Here is a 17408-nt window from a genome sequence, read left to right as displayed (position 1 = left end):
TTTATAATATATTTTATATAATTAAAATCAGCCATGAAAAACACATTACGTTTACTAATATTATTCACATTATTTAGTCAATTCGGTTATGCTCAGGAAATAACGTTTGAAGATAATAAAACCTATACCAACTATAAAAACGAAGTCTCTTTTGATGCACTTCAAGTTATAAACGGTGTATATCAATTTGGATATGAGCGTTACATCTGGAATAACTTAACAGCAAGTTTAAGTTTAGGTTATAAAGGAAAAGAAGGTCTTGTGAAAATTTCTGGACTTGATGGAGAAAAAATTAAAACAGGAGACGTTTTCTATACTGGATACCAAATCATCCCAGAAGTACGTTATTATTTAAAAAACACGGCTCATTCAACCTTAACAGGGTTTTACTTTGGAGCGTATTTAAAATATTCAAATTATAAAAGTGACTTAGATGGAAGTTATATAAATTCGGAAGACGTCTCTTATGTTTTAAAATTTGATTTGGAAGTAGATGTTACTTCAATTGGGTTTATGGTAGGTTATAAACTCCCTATTTCTAAACATTTTAATATCGATTTTATAATAGCTGGACCAGGTTCAGGTCATTATAATTTCCGTTTAAAAAATGAACAAGATTTACCAGAAGAATTTTACGAAGATTTAAATGCAGAATTAGAAGACTACACCTTGCTAGATATAATTAATTCAGATTTTGAATTTTCTCAAGTAAATAATAATTCTAAATTTTCGGCATTATCATTTAGATACGGTATCTCAATTGGTTACACTTTTAACTAAACTTAATCGATTAAATAATTTACAATGATCTCAATTGATAAAAATAAAAAACTTATCCTTTTTGACGGTGTTTGTAATTTATGCGATAATTCTGTTCAGTTTATAATTAAGCGCGATAAAAAAAATCTATTTAGGTTTACAACATTACAAGGAAAGACTGCTAAATCTATTATCGAAAATTTTAATATTGACACTAGCAAAACTGATTCTATATTATTATATATCCCTGAACATAAGTTGTATACAAAATCTACTGCAGCGTTAAAAATTGCTTCACATTTAAAATTTCCTATTAATTTAATGAGTGCGTTTCTAGTAATTCCTAAATTTATAAGAGATTATGTTTATGATTACATCGCAAAAAACAGATATAAATGGTTTGGTAAAAAAAACGACTGTATGATACCTACTAAAGCATTGAAATCCAAATTTTTAGAATAAAACTTTAAGTAATTCAAGTTTTTTCTTTTAAATAAACTATTATCCTTATACATTTGAAAAAGTAATTAAAAATTAATTCATTTAACATCATCTCTTATGAAAACATCAAATTTCTCTTTAGTATTACTTATGGTTACCTTAGTTTTAAGTAGCTGTTCTAGTGTTAAAGTGTTAAATTCATGGAAATCGGACAACGTCGATACTATGAAAGGTAAAAATATTCTTGTAATTGCAAGAACAGATAATACGCAAGCAAGAATCGCTTTTGAAGAAGCAATTGTTGCAGAATTACAAGAAAAAGGATATAAAGCAACAGCAAGTTTTAAAGAATTGCCTCATATCGAGCCAGATAAAAAACTTACAGAAGCTGAAATTCAAACACTTGAAGAAAGTTTAAAAAGAGAAGGTTACAATGCTGTTGTTTTAAGTGTAATTAAACGCCAATCAGAATCTACTCAAACAACTACAGATGGTGGTTATTATGCTGGTGGAACTATGGGAGGTATGTATGGTGGATACGGTGGCTACTATGGTGGTTTTGGAGGCTTCTATGGTTACCCAATGAACTATGTAAGTGTTGGTAATTATATGCCAATGACATCTACTACAAGAGTTGTTAAGAATTTTGTATTAGAAACAGCTGCGTATAACTTAGACGAACCTCAAAAACAACAATTAATTGCTGTTGTAACATCTAGTATCGACGATCCTACTAGTATGAGTAAAAATGCTACTGAATATGCAGCTAAAATCTCTGCAGCTTTAGAAAAAAAATAAATTTATTTTAATATAATATTTAAAAGAGACTGTCCGAAAAGACAGTCTCTTTTTTTATGTACTATTACCTCTTAATGCTAATTCAATTTGTCTTAACTTAGAAAAAAAATAAAAATAAGATCTATGTTTTATGTAGGTATAGCTTTCGTTATTCTTATCGCATTCGCAGCTTATGCTTTAAGTAAATTAAAAGCAAAAAAGGCAAAGCAATTTCCAAAGCAATGGCATAATTTATTGTTGGAACATGTTCAGTTTTACAAATTGTTAACTCCTGAAAAGCAAAAGCATTTTCAGAATCGCATGATGCGTTTTTTAAGTGAAGTTCATATTGAAGGCATTCAGCTAGAATTGCAAGATTTAGATAAAATTTTAGTCGCTGCTAGCGCTGTAATTCCAGTATTTAGTTTTTCTGATTGGCATTATAACAACCTAAGTGGTATCTTATTATATCCGGATAATTTTAATTCGGATTATGAATTTGGTACTAAAAATGAAAATAGAATTATTGCTGGAATGGTTGGAACCGGACGTTTAGAAAAACAAATGATTCTCTCCAAAAAGGCATTACATCATGGTTTTTCTAACGAGAATGACAAAAGCAATACGGCGATTCATGAATTCGTGCATTTAATAGACAAAATGGATGGTGATACAGATGGCGTTCCGGAGTATATTATGAAACATACTTATACTATTCCATGGTTGAGATTAATTCATAAAGAAATGGAAGCTATTCATAATAATAACTCTGATATTAGAAGTTATGGCGGAACCAATCAAGCAGAATTTTTTGCTGTGGCTTCAGAATATTTCTTCGAAAACCCAACGCTTATGGAGAAAAAACATCCCGATTTATTTAATATGCTTCAACAGTGTTTTCAAACCACTTCAAACTAACTTACAACTATCCAATAATGAAATTAAAATCATATATCTTATCCTTCTGTTTTATACTTTTCAGTATAATTACAATACAGGCGCAAGGATTTAGAATGCGATTAAAAGTTCCGAGTGTGGCATTAAAAAACAACTTAATAAACGACCCATCAATTATAGATGTGACCGTTTATTTACCACCATCTTATCAAACAAAAATCGACAAAAAATATCCAGTTGTTTATTTTCTTCATGGATATACAGACAGCGATAGCAAATGGTTTGGCTGGGAAAATCATTGGATAAATTTGTACTCCATTTTAAACAAAAGTATTGCCGATGGTACGAGTAAAGAAATGATAGTAGTTATGCCAAACGCTTACACAACATTTAAAGGTAGTTTTTATAGTAATTCTAAAACCACTGGCGATTGGGAAACTTTTGTTACCAAAGAATTAGTGTCTTTTATAGATAAAAAATTTAGAACTATAGACAATGTAAAAAGTCGTGGTTTGACAGGACATTCCATGGGTGGTTATGGCGCAATGCGTTTGGGTATGAAAAATCCTGATGTGTACTCTGCTCTATATTTATTAAGTGCTTGCTGCATGGATACTAGTCCAATTCCAGATGCAGAAAACATAAAGAATATGGAAGCTGTAAGTTCGAAATCTGGTGTTGCTGATTTGTCTTTTGTTGAAAGTATAAATATGGCATTCTCGGCAGCTTGGGCTTCAAATCCTAAAAAATATCCGCTTTATATAGATTTAGCCTATAAGGATGGAAAACCAAGAGCAGATGTATTAGCTAAATTTAAGAACAATCAAATTTTATATATGGTTGATGATTATATTCCAAATTTAAAACAGTTTAAAGCGATTGCAATGGATGCTGGAACAGATGATATTTACATAAGTGAATCTACTAGGAAACTTCATGATATATTATCTAGTAATGGTATAAATCATACTTACGAAAGCTATAAAGGCGATCACCTTAACAAAATTCCTGAACGTATTTCAACCAAAACATTACCATTTTTCTCTGAGAATTTAGAGTTTGAAAACTAAATGTTTTAACATTACTATGGCTTAAATACTTTTGCTTATAACTTATAATTTCAGATATTTATAGATGATAGCGATTGCTATTAAACATTAATAATTCCCTTTATGGATTACATAGATTATTATAAAATTTTAGGCATTGACAAATCGGCTAAAGAAGCAGATATTAAGAAAGCTTACCGAAAAATGGCTAGAAAATATCATCCCGATTTAAATCCGAATGATAAAGATGCTGAAAAGAAGTTTAAGCAAATTAATGAAGCTAACGAAGTTTTAAGCCATAAAGAAAATCGTAAGAAATACGATAAACATGGTAAAGATTGGAAACATGCCGACGACATAGAACGTGCACAAAGACAACAAGGGTCAAGTACTCGAGGTTCTCAAAATTATTCTGGACAACCGAATTCGGGAGAAGATTTTTCAGATTTCTTTGAATCTATGTTTGGTGGACAACGTAATTCCGGATATAGTCAAGGACGTGGGAATACACAGTTTAAAGGTCAAGATTTCAATGCAGAACTTCAACTTAATCTAACAGATGTTTACACAAAAGAAGCTCAAGTTTTAACTGTAAATGGTAAAAAAATTAGACTGACTATTCCTGCAGGAATAGAAAATGAACAAGTCATAAAAATAACTGGTAAAGGTAGTCCAGGTGTAAATGGGGGGCCTAATGGAGATTTGTTTATAAAATTCAATATTGTAAACAATACAAAATTTAAACGCTATGGGAATGATTTACATGCCGATGTAGATTTTGATTTATATACTTCACTTTTAGGTGGAGATATCATGGTAGATACATTTTCTGGAAAAGTAAAACTAAAAGTAGCTCCAGAAACACAAAATGATACCAAAGTAAAGTTAAAAGGAAAAGGATTTCCTGTATATAAAAAAGACGATCAGTTTGGCGATTTTATAATTACTTACTGCATAAATACGCCTAAAAACTTAACAGATAAGGAAAAAGAGTTGTTTTCTGAATTACAAAAACTAAGATAACATGTCGGAAAATCAGTATATATTAATTAAAACCATCTGCGTTCAGTATGAAATAGAACCTTCATTTTTAGATGAGTTACATGGCGTTGGATTGGTGAAAATTATAACCATAGAGCAAAATCAGTTTATTCTTCAAGAAGCCTTAGGTGATCTTGAAAAAATTATACGATTGCATCAAGAATTAAACTTAAACATAGAAGGCATAGATGTTGTTTTTAATTTGTTGAATAAAGTAGATACGTTACAAAATGAATTAACTACACTTAAAAACAAGCTCTATTTTTACGAAAATGAATAACTTAAAATTTATTTCATTAATTTTCGTTTAAGGCTATATTAAAACAAAAAATTATGCTTTATATTGGAAGTATCTTCATGCTTTTTTTTTCGGTTTTATCAACAACTCCCATACCTCATAAAAATATAAATTCAACTGTGTTTAAAACAGATTCTATCAATAAGAATCAAAAAACAATTACTAAAACGTTTGTTTTAGGTCAGTTTAACTACAAAACAGATAGTGCTTTTGTGATGGTTGATTCACAATTTTCGACTAAAACGCTTTATTTACAAAACCAAGTTTACGACGCATTTTTAAAAATGCATGAAGCAGCAATTTTGGATGGAGTAGATTTAAAAATAGTTTCTGGAACCCGGAATTTTAATGAACAAAAATCTATTTGGGAGCGCAAATGGAATAAATACGCTTCCTTATCCCCTATTAAACGTGCAGAAAAAATTCTACTTTACAGTTCTATGCCTGGAACTTCTAGACATCATTGGGGTACAGATATGGATTTAAACCATTTAACTAATACTTATTTTGAAAGTGGAAACGGACTAAAAATCTACAATTGGTTAGTGGAAAATGCTAATAGTTTTGGATTTTACCAAGTATATACATCTAAAGAAAATGGACGAACAGGATATAATGAAGAGAAATGGCATTGGTCTTACATCCCTTTAGCTTGCGAATATTTAGAATATTATAATTCATACATTTCTGAAAGCGATATCTCCGGTTTTGAAGGCTCTCAATTAGCTAAAGAATTGCATATGATTCCTGATTTTGTTAATGGAATTTCTAATTCTGCTAAATTGGAATAATAGAAAAACCCAAGTATAATTCTTAAGAATTATACTTGGGTTTTTCTATTTTAATTAAAATATTTATAATGTTATTTTTGCTCCCATAATATCCAAAAAACCTTTTATAAATGCTGGATGTCCTGGCCAAGCTGGCGAGGTTACTAAATTTCCATCGACATAAGCTTTATCTGCTGCAATATCTCGAAACTCCCCTCCTGCTAAAGTCACCTCTGGACCAACTGCAGGGTAAGCTGTTAATTTTCGGCCTTTAACAACACCAGCTGCCGTTAGTATTTGGATACCGTGACAAATGGCTGCAACTGGTTTATTTTCTGTAAAAAAATGCTGAACCATAGTTAATAATTTTTTGTTCAATCTTAAATATTCTGGTGCTCTACCTCCAGCAATAACCAAACCTTCATATTCTGTAACATCTACGTCATCAAAAGAATAATTCAGCACAAAATTATGACCTGGTTTCTCTGTATATGTTTGGTCACCTTCAAAGTCGTGAATAGCCGTTTTAATGGTGTCTCCCCTCTTTTTGTCCGGACAAACCGCATGCACTTCGTAGCCCACCATTTGTAACATCTGGAACGGCACCATGGTTTCATAATCTTCAGTAAAATCGCCTGTAAGGAAAAGTATTTTCTTCATTTTTATTGATTTTAAACGTTGTGAATTAGTAACTCTATTGTCTTTTAAATTTACAATGAAATTTTATTCTGCTAGAAATCATGATGTTAAAAAAATGATAATATTAAAAAACAAATGCTAACTTCTATTGTAATCAGTAGTTCACAATTATCTTCTATCTTTTGCGTTTCATTATAAACCTTAACTTTACAGCCTATATTAATTATACTAATGTATTTCTGTATTAACTCATAAAGGTTATTATTGTATGTTTGAGCGGATTCGAAAACCATTACGGACGATATAGACTCCGCTCGATTTGACACTTAGTTAATTAAAATAAAAAATTATGACACATAGCGGACATTTAAATTATGCGATGATAAAAACGATAACACTAAAACAGGTATTAAGCATCTTTATGCTATTTCTATTTATGTCTTGCGATACCCTAGATGAATTAACTAAATTCGATATTTCCTTTGAGGAGTCGATAACCATACCTGCGACTTCTCCAATTGATTTACCGTTTACTATAAGTACTCCAGAAATTGAAACCAATTCAAATTCTGAATTTAGCTCTAATGATACGGCTAAAGATTTAGTTGAAGAGATTAAGTTAACAGAATTAAAACTCACTCTTAAAAATCCAAGTTCGGAGGATTTCAGTTTTCTTGAAACCATTGAGATTTATATTGCAGCAGACGATTTACCTGACACGAAATTGGCTTGGAATCCAACGCCGATATCAAACGACAGTAATGTGATGTTTTTAGATACATCAAACGAAGATTTAAAAGCGTATATTTTTAAAGATTCATTTTATCTAAAAGTAAAAACAGGAACAGATGAAGTGTTAACTCAAGATTATGACATTGATATAAACACAGTGTTTTTTGTGGATGCCAAAATTCTTGGACTTTAAATAACTAAAAACGCCTTGCAGACATTATCTGCAAGGCGTTTTTATTTTGAAATAATGATAAAATCTATTTTTCGATATCTCTCATATTTTCCATTTTCTTTAGCTTAAGAAAACCGTTTATATCCTCAAAGTGTTCTATAACACGTTTGTTTCCAAACTCAAATACTTTAGTTGCTAAACCATCTAAGAAATCTCTATCGTGAGATACCAATACTAAAGTCCCATCAAAGTCCTTTAAGGCATCTTTAATAATGTCTTTCGTTTTCATATCTAAATGGTTTGTAGGCTCATCCAGAATCAACACATTTACAGGTTCAAGCAATAATTTAATCATAGCTAGACGTGTTTTTTCACCTCCAGAAAGCACTTTTACTTTCTTTGTAGAAATATCGCCACCAAACATAAATGCCCCTAATAAATTTTTAATATTATTTCGCATATCACCAACAGCAATACGATCAATAGTTTCAAAAATGGTTAATTCACCATCTAATAAGGATGCTTGATTTTGAGCAAAGTATCCGATTTGTGCATTATGACCTAATTCCATACCGCCTTCAAAATCAATCTCATTCATTATGGCTTTTACCATAGTCGATTTTCCTTCTCCGTTCTTCCCTACAAAAGCTACTTTTTCTCCACGTTCAATAACCATGTTTGCTTTACTAAAAACAACATGATCTCCGTATGATTTAGACAATTCATTAACCACAACTGGATATTGACCAGATCGCGGTGAAGGCGGAAATTTTAATTTTAAAGCTGCAGTATCGACTTCATCTACTTCAATAGGTGTTAGTTTTTCAAGCATTTTAACACGCGATTGTACTTGTAATGTTTTAGAATATGTACCCTTAAAACGATCTATAAAAACTTGATTATCGGCAATCATTCTTTGTTGCTCGTCGTATGCCTTTTGCTGATGTACGCGACGGTCTTTACGTAATTCCAAATAGTGAGAATACTTCGCTTTATAATCGTAAATACGTCCCATAGTAACTTCTATAGTTCGCGTTGTAATATTATCGACAAAAGCTCTATCGTGAGAAATAACGACAACGGCTTTCGCTTGACTAATTAAAAAATCTTCTAACCACTGAATACTTTCAATATCCATATGGTTTGTAGGTTCATCTAAAAGAATTAAATCTGGTTTCTGAAGTAATATTTTTGCCAGTTCTATACGCATACGCCATCCTCCACTAAACTCTGAGGTCGGTCTATTAAAATCTGACCGTACAAAACCAAGTCCAACCAATATTTTTTCGACTTCGGCTTCGTAGTTTGTTTCTTCGATAGAATAGAATTTTTCACTTAATTCTGAGACTTTCTCAATCAATTTCATATACGCATCGCTTTCGTAATCTGTACGCACGGTAAGCTCTTCATTTATAGCTTCTATTTCATTTTTCATTTTAAAGATTGAAGCAAAGGCTTTAGATGTTTCTTCCATAACCGTACAATTATCTTCAGTTAATAAATGTTGTGGTAAATAGGAAATCACATAGTTTTTAGGAGACGACACATTACCACGAGAGGCTTTACTTTGTCCTGCAATAATTTTTAATAAAGTCGATTTTCCGGCTCCATTTTTCCCCATTAAGGCTATTTTATCATTTTCATTTATGGAAAAAGACACATCACTAAACAATGTTGTTCCTCCAAATTCTACTGCAATCGCGTCTATTGAAATCATTTAAAAGTATGTTTTTAAGTCGGCAAAGATAAGTTTTATCGTTGTATGTTAACAAATGATATTTAATAAAATGTATTGCTTCATTTAAGTTGATAAAATCAATACTATTCAAATCAAAACACCTACTATTTCTGAAGTAAAATAGTAGGTGTTATATGTAATTATAAATGTTCAGATTCTTAAAAACCGTAACCTATTCCTAAATTAAATAGCGGATATCCTTTACCTGAAATATATTCCGTAATATCGTCATATGTTAAATAGAAAGTTTCTTGTTGTCCGTTAACATTTCCAACAACTTTAATTTCTTCTGGAAGCTGACCGATAGCATAGCCGGCTTCAATTCTAAAGTAAAGTGCTTTTCCGTATTTCCATCCTAACTTTAAATTGAATGACGATAATTGTTCATTAGCAACACCATCAGTATAATTATCTCCAGCATCATTAGTACCATTTAAATTAGTCACTTCACCATTTAAATCTCCATAAGAAGCAGCTAAATAACCACCTTTACCACGGCTTCCCAAGTAAATATTAGAACCAATTTCAAAATATTTAAAGTCTAAATCATTAAACGGATATATTCCATAAGTAACAAAAGGAGCAATTCTATTTCCTAATATAGGTGTTACATATTCAACATCTAATCCTATTCCTATTGGTGCACCTGCTTTAATTCCAATGCGAAAAGGATTAACTTCTGCATTACTTTGAGCAAAACTTAGCATAGGAATACTTAATAATAGTGTGACTAAAAGAGACTTCATCTATTTTGTATTTTGGTTGATTAATTAAAACAAATGTAATTCAAAAAAGGACTACTTAAAAATAAGGTTTGATGTAACCAAAATATGGAGTTTATTATAAATTCTAAAATATTTAAATATCTTAAGAAAACTTTAAAACTTCTCAAGAATAGTTTTTGTATTTTTCAATTCAAACTCAATTAGAAAAACATTTTACTTATGGAAACATCCTTAAGCGATTTACACATACAAGAATTAACTACTGCTGTAGAATTACTGGAAAACCCAAGTATGGCTGCTAAAATAACTAATGTTATAGGTATGCCTATAGAAAAGGCTATTGGTTTTCTTCCGGATAATTGGCAAGATAATATTGGAAAAATCACTCAAAAATCATTAATAAAAGCTACTGAAGCTGCTATTTGGTCCATAGACGATAAACACGTCGAAAAACCTTCGAATTTATGGCATAAGTTTGGTGTAGCACTTTCTGGTGGTGTAGGCGGTTTTTTTGGACTTCCTGGTTTAGCCATAGAATTACCATTATCTACAACTATTATGTTACGATCTATTGCAGATGTTGCACGCTCTCAAGGCGAATCGCTTAGCGATTACGAAACTAAATTAGCCTGTATGGAAGTTTTTGCTTTAGGAGGAGAAAGCACATCTGACGATGACGCAGAAAGCGGATACTTTGTTGTGCGAGCTGCTTTAGCAAATTCAATTACAGAAGCCACAAGATTTGTTGCAACTAAAAAAATATCGGAAGAAAGTGCTCCTGCCCTTGTGAAATTTATTGTGAATGTAGCCGCTCGTTTTAATGTTTTAGTGACAGAAAAAGCCGCTGCACAAGCAATTCCAGCAATTGGTGCTGTTGGTGGAGGAATTATAAACACGCTGTTTATTGACCATTTTCAAGATGTTGCAAAAGGACATTTTATTGTTAGAAGGTTAGAGCGTTTGTATAGTCCTGAAATTGTAAAAACATGGTATAATGCAATTCTAGACCTTAAATACGAAGAACAAGACTAGCCTTTTAAGGCTAGTTTTATTCTTTTAATTATGTTTTTTTAAGTTATTGAAGCATTATAAATACTACCAATGGCATTATTTAAAGCAGTGGAAAATTCGTCTTCATTTTGTTGAAGTTTTAAATCGTTTAAAAGTGCTCTAGAAAAACTAGCGATTACGCCTTTATTTTTAGTAAGTAATGTATTTGCTGTTTCTATATCGTAACCTCCAGAAAGTGCAAAAACACGTATAATCTTGGAATGATTAACCAGATCTTTATAAAAATCTGGAACTGTTGGAAGCGTAAGTTTTAAAATAACAGATTGATTTTTATTTAATTTATCTAACTCTAGATGAATATTTTTCTTTAATACAGCTTCAATTGCAGCTTTGTCTTTAGCATGAATATCTACTTCTGGTTCTAAAACAGGAATTAATCCGCAGGATAAAATATCTAACCCGAATGCAAACTGCTGTTTTACAATTTCGGCTATTCCTTTTGCATTGTTTTCATAAATTACTGAACGCATTTTCGTTCCGAAAACACCAAGGTTTTTAGCTTCTAATAATCGAGATTCAAGATTTGGAATGGGTTTCATTAATTTTACGCCATTATTTAAATCTTCTAGCCCTTTATCAATTTTTAGAAAAGGCACTATATGTTTATCTAATAAATATGAAGGAACGGGATCACTACCGATTAAACCTTTCATTGTTTTTTCAAAAAGAATGACCCCTAATATTTTATCTTCAGAAAAAAACGTGTTGGTAATAACGCGTGTACGCATGTTGTGAATGAGTTGAAACATTTCGGTTTCATCCTTATATTGATTCTCATCAATACCATATCCTAAAAGCGCTTTTGGGGTGCTTCCTCCACTTTGGTCTAAAGCTGCAATAAATCCTTTTCCCTCTTTTATGTGTTGTAATTGTTGCTGAAATGTATACATGATAATTGTGGTTTTAGTATTAAAAAATCAACTCTTAATTAACATAAAGGTGCAAAAACTTAAAGCAATCAGCAACAAAATTTGTCTAAAAATCAGTTAAACTTTAGACTCCCAATTTGTTATCGCGTTTAGCGAATTTTGAAGCTAGAATACTAATAATAAGTATTTGAGAAGCATGGAAAATCATAAGTGGTAACAAAACTAAACTTGAGGCAGCTGTGTTTTTGAATAATATTTTATAGAAAATAGTACCGTGAACTAGCGATTTTTTTGTTCCGCAAAATTGAGCTGTTATTTTATCTTCAGTAGAAAATTTCAATTTTGAAGCTATAAATCCAACAATAGTAAATATGATAAAAAATATAGCAATCACAATGACGAACAATATTACGAAATCGAGCAGTTTTATACTACTAAAAATATTATCGTGAAATGATTCTGCAAAACTTTTATAAATAACTAGTAGAATTACAGACTTATCGAAATTACTAAGTTGTTTACTATATTTAATCGCCAATGCATGTCCAAATTTCTGAAGTGCAATTCCCAAAACAACAGGTAAAACGATTCCTAAAATTAGATTTAAATAGATTGTAGAATAATCGAATTCTGCACCTCCTTTTTCAATAAATAATCCAACCCAAAGCGGTGTAATTAAAATACCTATTATTCCCGAAATACTAGCGTTAAAAATAGCTGCAGGAACATTTCCTCGAGCTACAGATACCATAACGACAGATGAAGATACGGTTGAAGGTAATGCTGCCATAAACAAAAGTGCCAACCAAAAACTATGTTGCTCCTCTGTTTGTACAAACGGATAAAACATTAAAACTAATAATGGAAACAATAAAAATGTAGACAACTGCACTAAAACATGAAGCTTCCAGTTGAATAATCCGGACTTGATTTGTTGCGGACTTAACTTTAATCCGTAAAAGAAAAATATTAAAAAGAACCCTATAGAACTTACCGTTGAAATAGGAAAGCCACTTCCCTCTATTCCCCATTGCGGAAAAAAATATGCAAATGTTATGGTTGCAATAATCGCTAGGACAAAGCGGTCGATTTTAAATTTCATAGATTACTTTTTTGCTTGCAAATTTAAATAACCTCAAGAATATTCCATTCTTTTCTTATCAACTTTATTTTTAATCTCTAAATTTTCATTTTGAGTAAAAACAAGAAACTTCATCTATAATTAAAAAGATGAAGTTTCTTAGTATTTGGACTTCAATTCAACATTAAAAATTTATTGATTTAAGAATTAAATCACAAACCAATCTTGAACTTTTTTTATAATTTCGGTATCTTTAGTTGTGTCTTCAAATTCATTATTTACTTTATTATAAACATAATCTTTACTCCACACTTCATGGTTTTCTGCGACTTGTTTTATAGCATCACAAATAAACTGCATTTCTTGATTAGTGGTTACAGGATGTAGCGATAAACGTACCCAACCTGGCTTATTCGTTAAGTTTTTAGAATTAAGATCGTCTACCATTTCTAACGATCTATTTTCATCAAAATCGAATAAATAATGGCCGTAAGTACTTGCGCAAGACCAACCACCACGAACTTGTATACCAAAGCGATCGTTTAACAATCTTACCACAAGATTGTAATGTACATTGTTAATTCCGAAAGAGACACAACCAATGCGCTTCACTTCTGTACTTCCTAAAATATATAAATTTGGAATTTGTTTTAATTTTTCGAAACAAAACGATAATAGCTCTTCTTCACGGTCGGCTATTTTTTTCGTATTCATTTTATCTTTTAATCGCATGGACAAAGCGGTTCGCATAACCTGTAAGAATCCTGGAGTTCCACCATCTTCTCGTACTTCAATATCGTTATAATAGGCGTATTCTCCCCAAGGATTAGTCCATTGTACATTTCCTCCACCAGGCACATCCGGACAATTGGCTTTATATAATTCTTTATTAAAAACTAAAACACCACAAGTTCCAGGGCCACCAAGAAATTTATGAGGAGAAAAGAAAATGGCATCTAAATAAGCATTTTTAGCTGTTGGATGCATATCGATATCGACATAAGGTGCAGAAGCTGCAAAATCGACAAAACAAACGCCACCATGTTTGTGCATAATCTTAGCTAAATCGAAATAAGGTGTAATAATTCCTGTAACGTTAGAACAGGCTGTAAACGAGCCTATTTTCGTTATTCTATCTTTGTATTGAATTAGAGCAGATTCTAAATTTTCTGGACAAATTAATTTTTTGTCGTTACATTTTACAATTACAACGTCTGCAATAGTTTCAAGCCATGGCACATGGTTTGAATGATGCTCCATATGTGAGATAAAAACAACTGGACGATCATTCTCAGCCATTTCAGATTTTTTCTGTTTAGCATCAGGAAAACGTAATCCCATGATACGCTGTAAGTGAGATAGAACCCCTGTCATTCCTGTATTAGCTGTTACTAATACATCATTTTCGTTGGCATTAACATGATCTTTTATAATAGAGCGTGCATGTTTATATGCGTATGTAGAAGCTTTACCCGTTTCGCTAGAAAAAGAATGCGTATTGGCAATCATTGGTCCAATTTTATCTTGCATTATCTTTTCGATTGGTGCATATAACCGTCCGCTTGCTACCCAATCTGCATACAATACGTGTTGCTCTCCTAATATGCTTTTAAATTTATACTTATCTCCTATTACCCCTGTTTTAAAGGTTTGAAAATAGGTTTCTAAATTTGAATCTATCAACGCGTTGTTATCAATATCTATAGTTTTGCTCATGTTTTTGTAATGATCTTTTACTATTTAGAATGCCTTACAATAACACAAGACATTCTTACAATTGAGTGCAAATTTACCATTATATGGTACAATCTAAAATTATTTAGACTTTGTATATTCTTTTCTTTCTAAATTCGGAATGTTCTTTTAATTAAAAAAGACTGTCTTTACAGACAGTCTTTAAATTCAACCGGATTTAAGGTGTGATTTACATCACGAATAATTACATTAATTTAATCGATTACTAATAATGGTATTTTCGAAACTTCTGATAATGCTTTTGTTAAAGCGCCTTTAGAAGAGATTGCTCCTTGCTCATTATTCCGTGGTAGAATGCTAATAAGATCTATTTCTTTTTCTTCAGCATATTTAAAAATACTTTTCGGAATATCTGGTCCATCAATAAAGACATGTTGCGAGTAAAAATCTTCTAAATAGTAAGAAATAGTGTTTTCATTCTTTTCATCTACTTTAGTATAACCATATTCAGCCTCACCATTTTTAACTGTAAGTACATCTACTTTAGCATGAAAACGTCTTGCAACACCCAACAACACTTCTAATAATTTACTATTATGAATTAAATCCTCACCTATAACCAAAGCGATTTTTTTAATTTGAAAGACTTCATAATCTTTTGGAATTACAATAACTGGACAATCTGCAGCAAGTACAAATGTAGATGTGTTGGTGTTTAATTTTTCATGGTTTACCAAACTGGTTCCCATAAAAATGATATTTGATTTTTCTTCTAGTACAACTTTCAATAATGAGGCTTGAAACTCTCCTTTTACAACTAGAGCTTTAACGGTACTCATACAATGCTCGTTAAGATCTGATTTAATTGCATTTAATTTTTCTTCAGCTTTAGCATCTCCACTTTCATTGACATAAACTAACAAAATTTCGGTATCTGCATCGTTTCCTACAAAATTCTTAACATAATTAAGTGCGTTTTTTGCAGTTTCAGTAAAATCGAATGGGACAAGAATTTTAAATAACTTTTTCATATGTTCTAAGTATTCCTATTATGTAACAAAATTAGGTATAAATGAATTAAATAACATGACAGAAGTCATTGCCTAGATACTATTTAAGGACGTAATTTACATTCTTAAAACTTAAAATCTCGAAATTTTTCTAACTAACTAATTTCAACTGAAATTTTGATATAATGTCTAAACACCAATCAAATTATTTTAATACGATTACGAATAATCATACTCTTTTAAAATGGATGTCAATAATTTCACTTAGTTTTCTATTATTTCCTGCACTTAGTTTTGCTCAGATTAAAGATACTGATACTGATACTGTAAAAGTAAAAAAAACTCGTTTTGAATATACTCTATTTAAAAAGCCAGATATTAAAATGAAACTTGGTGGGTATATACAACCTTGGGCGCAATATACCGAGTGGAATCCTGGAAGTCAGAATGAAGCTGGAGATATAAAAAACAGTGATTTTGGACTAGCAATTAGACGTTTACGATTAACTAGTAGCTTTACTTTTGGTGAAAAACTAAAACTGAATTTTGCTATTGGAGAAAATAATTTTAATGCTAAAGGCAAAACGTTTCCATATTTAAAAATTCTTGATTTATATGCAACTTATAATATTTCGAAACCATTTGCGATAGCTTTTGGGAAAACGACATACGATGGATTATCGCGTTTTACAGCGCCTTCTACATCGACTATGTTACAAACAGATTTACCTCTAATTGCACAGCCTACATTAAATTATACCGATGATCTTACTCGGGATCTGGCTTTAATATTATTAGGAGATGTAGGAAAACTAAATTATCGTGTTGTTTTTATTCAACCTTATAGTTTTTCATATACAGGAGCGAATCCACCAACTCCAAAAGAAGGCGTTTCACAGTTTACAGACGAATTTAAGAACATCCAATATTCGACATATTTTAAATATGATTTTCTTGAAAAAGAAAATAGTCGTGGCCCAAATTTTACTGGAACCTATTTGGGAAAGTATAAATTATTTTCAATTGGTTTAGGTACAAAATATCAGAAAGACGCTTTGTATTCTATGGAAAATGACACAAAATCTTATCATGATATGAATTTATGGGCTGCAGACTTATATTGGGATCATCCTGTAACATCAACTTTTGTTGCCGCGACTACCGTATATTTAGGTTATTTTAATTATGATTTGGGACCTAATAATTTAAGGAATATTGGTGTAAATAATCCCTCTTATGGATTTGATGGCACTTCAGGTATATTAAATGGTAGTGGTAATTCCTTTCCGTTTATGGGAACTGGTCAAAGTGTTTACGGTCAGTTTGGAATATTATTCAAAAAGATGGGAAAACGAACCGATTGGGGCCAATTGGAACCTTATGTCGTAATGCAGTCTAGTGATTTTGATGCTTTAGAATCGCACATGTTAATAGGAAATTTAGGACTAAACTGGTATTTAGATGGACAGTTTTCTAAACTGAGTCTCGATGTTCAAAATCGTCCAGTTTTCTCAAATATTACACACCAGGAAATAGATAGAAAATATATGGTTGTTCTGCAATACCAATACATATTACATTAAACAAGTTAGTATAGATTTATTACTAAAATTTAACTTTTAATGTATTTAATTCGTTAGATTT

The 17408-nt window shown here is 31.2% G+C and carries 18 protein-coding genes; 11 read left to right on the top strand and 7 right to left on the bottom strand.

Annotated elements, in window-relative coordinates:
- Positions 1-33 precede the first annotated feature (33 nt).
- From R6X41_RS07595 to R6X41_RS07560, 8 genes are all read left to right on the top strand, one after another.
- Entirely contained in the window at positions 34-780 is a 747-nt protein-coding gene (locus R6X41_RS07595; RefSeq protein ID WP_318498954.1) for a DUF3575 domain-containing protein, read from the top strand.
- Positions 781-804: 24 nt separating this feature from the next.
- On the top strand, positions 805-1221 hold the full coding sequence (locus tag R6X41_RS07590) for a thiol-disulfide oxidoreductase DCC family protein (protein ID WP_318498953.1): 417 nt from the start codon (positions 805-807) through the stop codon (positions 1219-1221).
- Positions 1222-1317: 96 nt separating this feature from the next.
- Positions 1318-1998 carry a hypothetical protein gene (locus tag R6X41_RS07585; protein WP_318498951.1) on the top strand — a complete coding sequence of 227 codons (681 nt, stop codon included), beginning with the start codon at positions 1318-1320 and terminating at the stop codon, positions 1996-1998.
- 123 nt (positions 1999-2121) lie between these two features.
- Positions 2122-2895, top strand: a complete 774-nt coding sequence (locus R6X41_RS07580) for a M90 family metallopeptidase (protein WP_318498949.1) — start codon at positions 2122-2124, stop codon at positions 2893-2895.
- A 17-nt stretch (positions 2896-2912) separates the two neighbouring features.
- A complete protein-coding gene (locus tag R6X41_RS07575) occupies positions 2913-3944 on the top strand; it encodes an alpha/beta hydrolase (RefSeq protein ID WP_318498948.1) in 1032 nt (343 codons plus the stop codon).
- Between the two features lie 102 nt (positions 3945-4046).
- Positions 4047-4946 carry a DnaJ C-terminal domain-containing protein gene (locus tag R6X41_RS07570; RefSeq protein WP_318498946.1) on the top strand — a complete coding sequence of 300 codons (900 nt, stop codon included), beginning with the start codon at positions 4047-4049 and terminating at the stop codon, positions 4944-4946.
- 1 nt (position 4947) lies between these two features.
- On the top strand, positions 4948-5244 hold the full coding sequence (locus tag R6X41_RS07565) for a chaperone modulator CbpM (protein ID WP_318498945.1): 297 nt from the start codon (positions 4948-4950) through the stop codon (positions 5242-5244).
- Positions 5245-5297: 53 nt separating this feature from the next.
- Complete coding sequence (locus R6X41_RS07560; protein WP_318498943.1) at positions 5298-6053, top strand: M15 family metallopeptidase; 756 nt, start codon at positions 5298-5300, stop codon at positions 6051-6053.
- A 63-nt stretch (positions 6054-6116) separates the two neighbouring features.
- On the opposite strand, the gene R6X41_RS07555 is transcribed toward R6X41_RS07560, so the two are convergent.
- Positions 6117-6692, bottom strand: a complete 576-nt coding sequence (locus tag R6X41_RS07555; protein WP_318498942.1) for a DJ-1/PfpI family protein — start codon at positions 6690-6692, stop codon at positions 6117-6119.
- Between the two features lie 328 nt (positions 6693-7020).
- On the opposite strand from R6X41_RS07555, the gene R6X41_RS07550 reads away from it, so the two are divergent.
- Positions 7021-7596 (top strand): hypothetical protein, encoded by a 576-nt coding sequence (locus R6X41_RS07550; RefSeq protein WP_318498940.1) that lies wholly within the window; start codon positions 7021-7023, stop codon positions 7594-7596.
- A 64-nt stretch (positions 7597-7660) separates the two neighbouring features.
- On the opposite strand, the gene R6X41_RS07545 is transcribed toward R6X41_RS07550, so the two are convergent.
- Together R6X41_RS07545 and R6X41_RS07540 are read right to left on the bottom strand one after the other, a co-directional pair.
- Positions 7661-9292: an ABC-F family ATP-binding cassette domain-containing protein gene (locus R6X41_RS07545; RefSeq protein ID WP_318498938.1), complete on the bottom strand. Its 1632-nt coding sequence runs from the start codon at positions 9290-9292 to the stop codon at positions 7661-7663.
- A gap of 179 nt (positions 9293-9471) precedes the next feature.
- Positions 9472-10059, bottom strand: a complete 588-nt coding sequence (locus R6X41_RS07540; protein WP_318498937.1) for a hypothetical protein — start codon at positions 10057-10059, stop codon at positions 9472-9474.
- 198 nt (positions 10060-10257) lie between these two features.
- Between R6X41_RS07540 and R6X41_RS07535 the strand changes: the two genes are divergently transcribed.
- Complete coding sequence (locus R6X41_RS07535; protein WP_318498935.1) at positions 10258-11070, top strand: EcsC family protein; 813 nt, start codon at positions 10258-10260, stop codon at positions 11068-11070.
- A gap of 38 nt (positions 11071-11108) precedes the next feature.
- On the opposite strand, the gene R6X41_RS07530 is transcribed toward R6X41_RS07535, so the two are convergent.
- The 4 genes from R6X41_RS07530 to R6X41_RS07515 all read right to left on the bottom strand — a co-directional run bounded on the left by R6X41_RS07530 (position 11109) and on the right by R6X41_RS07515 (position 15785).
- Positions 11109-11999, bottom strand: a complete 891-nt coding sequence (locus R6X41_RS07530; protein ID WP_318498933.1) for a fructose bisphosphate aldolase — start codon at positions 11997-11999, stop codon at positions 11109-11111.
- 103 nt (positions 12000-12102) lie between these two features.
- Positions 12103-13080 (bottom strand): bile acid:sodium symporter family protein, encoded by a 978-nt coding sequence (locus R6X41_RS07525; RefSeq protein WP_318498932.1) that lies wholly within the window; start codon positions 13078-13080, stop codon positions 12103-12105.
- Between the two features lie 186 nt (positions 13081-13266).
- The gene (locus R6X41_RS07520) at positions 13267-14775 is read right to left on the bottom strand and encodes an aminotransferase class V-fold PLP-dependent enzyme (RefSeq protein WP_318498930.1); all 1509 of its coding nucleotides are present in this window, start codon (positions 14773-14775) and stop codon (positions 13267-13269) included.
- 233 nt (positions 14776-15008) lie between these two features.
- Positions 15009-15785 carry a universal stress protein gene (locus tag R6X41_RS07515; protein ID WP_318498928.1) on the bottom strand — a complete coding sequence of 259 codons (777 nt, stop codon included), beginning with the start codon at positions 15783-15785 and terminating at the stop codon, positions 15009-15011.
- A gap of 164 nt (positions 15786-15949) precedes the next feature.
- Between R6X41_RS07515 and R6X41_RS07510 the strand changes: the two genes are divergently transcribed.
- Positions 15950-17347: a hypothetical protein gene (locus R6X41_RS07510; RefSeq protein ID WP_318498926.1), complete on the top strand. Its 1398-nt coding sequence runs from the start codon at positions 15950-15952 to the stop codon at positions 17345-17347.
- Positions 17348-17408 lie beyond the last annotated feature (61 nt).

The sequence above is a fragment of the Formosa sejongensis genome, from assembly GCF_033447105.1.
In the GTDB taxonomy this organism is placed as follows: Bacteria; Bacteroidota; Bacteroidia; order Flavobacteriales; family Flavobacteriaceae; genus Formosa.
The sequence above is the reverse complement of the archived record's forward strand: the minus strand, read 5'-3'. Positions and strand labels throughout refer to the sequence as shown.

Bases quoted from the DNA above. Each gene is read 5' to 3' on its own strand.
- R6X41_RS07550 (WP_318498940.1), top strand. From the start codon at position 7,021: ATGACACATAGCGGACATTTAAATTATGCGATGATAAAAACGATAACA.
- R6X41_RS07510 (WP_318498926.1), top strand. From the start codon at position 15,950: ATGTCTAAACACCAATCAAATTATTTTAATACGATTACGAATAATCAT.
- R6X41_RS07520 (WP_318498930.1), bottom strand. From the start codon at position 14,775: ATGAGCAAAACTATAGATATTGATAACAACGCGTTGATAGATTCAAAT.
- R6X41_RS07555 (WP_318498942.1), bottom strand. From the start codon at position 6,692: ATGAAGAAAATACTTTTCCTTACAGGCGATTTTACTGAAGATTATGAA.
- R6X41_RS07590 (WP_318498953.1), top strand. From the start codon at position 805: ATGATCTCAATTGATAAAAATAAAAAACTTATCCTTTTTGACGGTGTT.
- R6X41_RS07585 (WP_318498951.1), top strand. From the start codon at position 1,318: ATGAAAACATCAAATTTCTCTTTAGTATTACTTATGGTTACCTTAGTT.
- R6X41_RS07565 (WP_318498945.1), top strand. From the start codon at position 4,948: ATGTCGGAAAATCAGTATATATTAATTAAAACCATCTGCGTTCAGTAT.
- R6X41_RS07575 (WP_318498948.1), top strand. From the start codon at position 2,913: ATGAAATTAAAATCATATATCTTATCCTTCTGTTTTATACTTTTCAGT.
- R6X41_RS07580 (WP_318498949.1), top strand. From the start codon at position 2,122: ATGTTTTATGTAGGTATAGCTTTCGTTATTCTTATCGCATTCGCAGCT.
- R6X41_RS07530 (WP_318498933.1), bottom strand. From the start codon at position 11,999: ATGTATACATTTCAGCAACAATTACAACACATAAAAGAGGGAAAAGGA.
- R6X41_RS07545 (WP_318498938.1), bottom strand. From the start codon at position 9,292: ATGATTTCAATAGACGCGATTGCAGTAGAATTTGGAGGAACAACATTG.
- R6X41_RS07535 (WP_318498935.1), top strand. From the start codon at position 10,258: ATGGAAACATCCTTAAGCGATTTACACATACAAGAATTAACTACTGCT.
- R6X41_RS07525 (WP_318498932.1), bottom strand. From the start codon at position 13,080: ATGAAATTTAAAATCGACCGCTTTGTCCTAGCGATTATTGCAACCATA.
- R6X41_RS07540 (WP_318498937.1), bottom strand. From the start codon at position 10,059: ATGAAGTCTCTTTTAGTCACACTATTATTAAGTATTCCTATGCTAAGT.
- R6X41_RS07515 (WP_318498928.1), bottom strand. From the start codon at position 15,785: ATGAAAAAGTTATTTAAAATTCTTGTCCCATTCGATTTTACTGAAACT.
- R6X41_RS07560 (WP_318498943.1), top strand. From the start codon at position 5,298: ATGCTTTATATTGGAAGTATCTTCATGCTTTTTTTTTCGGTTTTATCA.
- R6X41_RS07570 (WP_318498946.1), top strand. From the start codon at position 4,047: ATGGATTACATAGATTATTATAAAATTTTAGGCATTGACAAATCGGCT.
- R6X41_RS07595 (WP_318498954.1), top strand. From the start codon at position 34: ATGAAAAACACATTACGTTTACTAATATTATTCACATTATTTAGTCAA.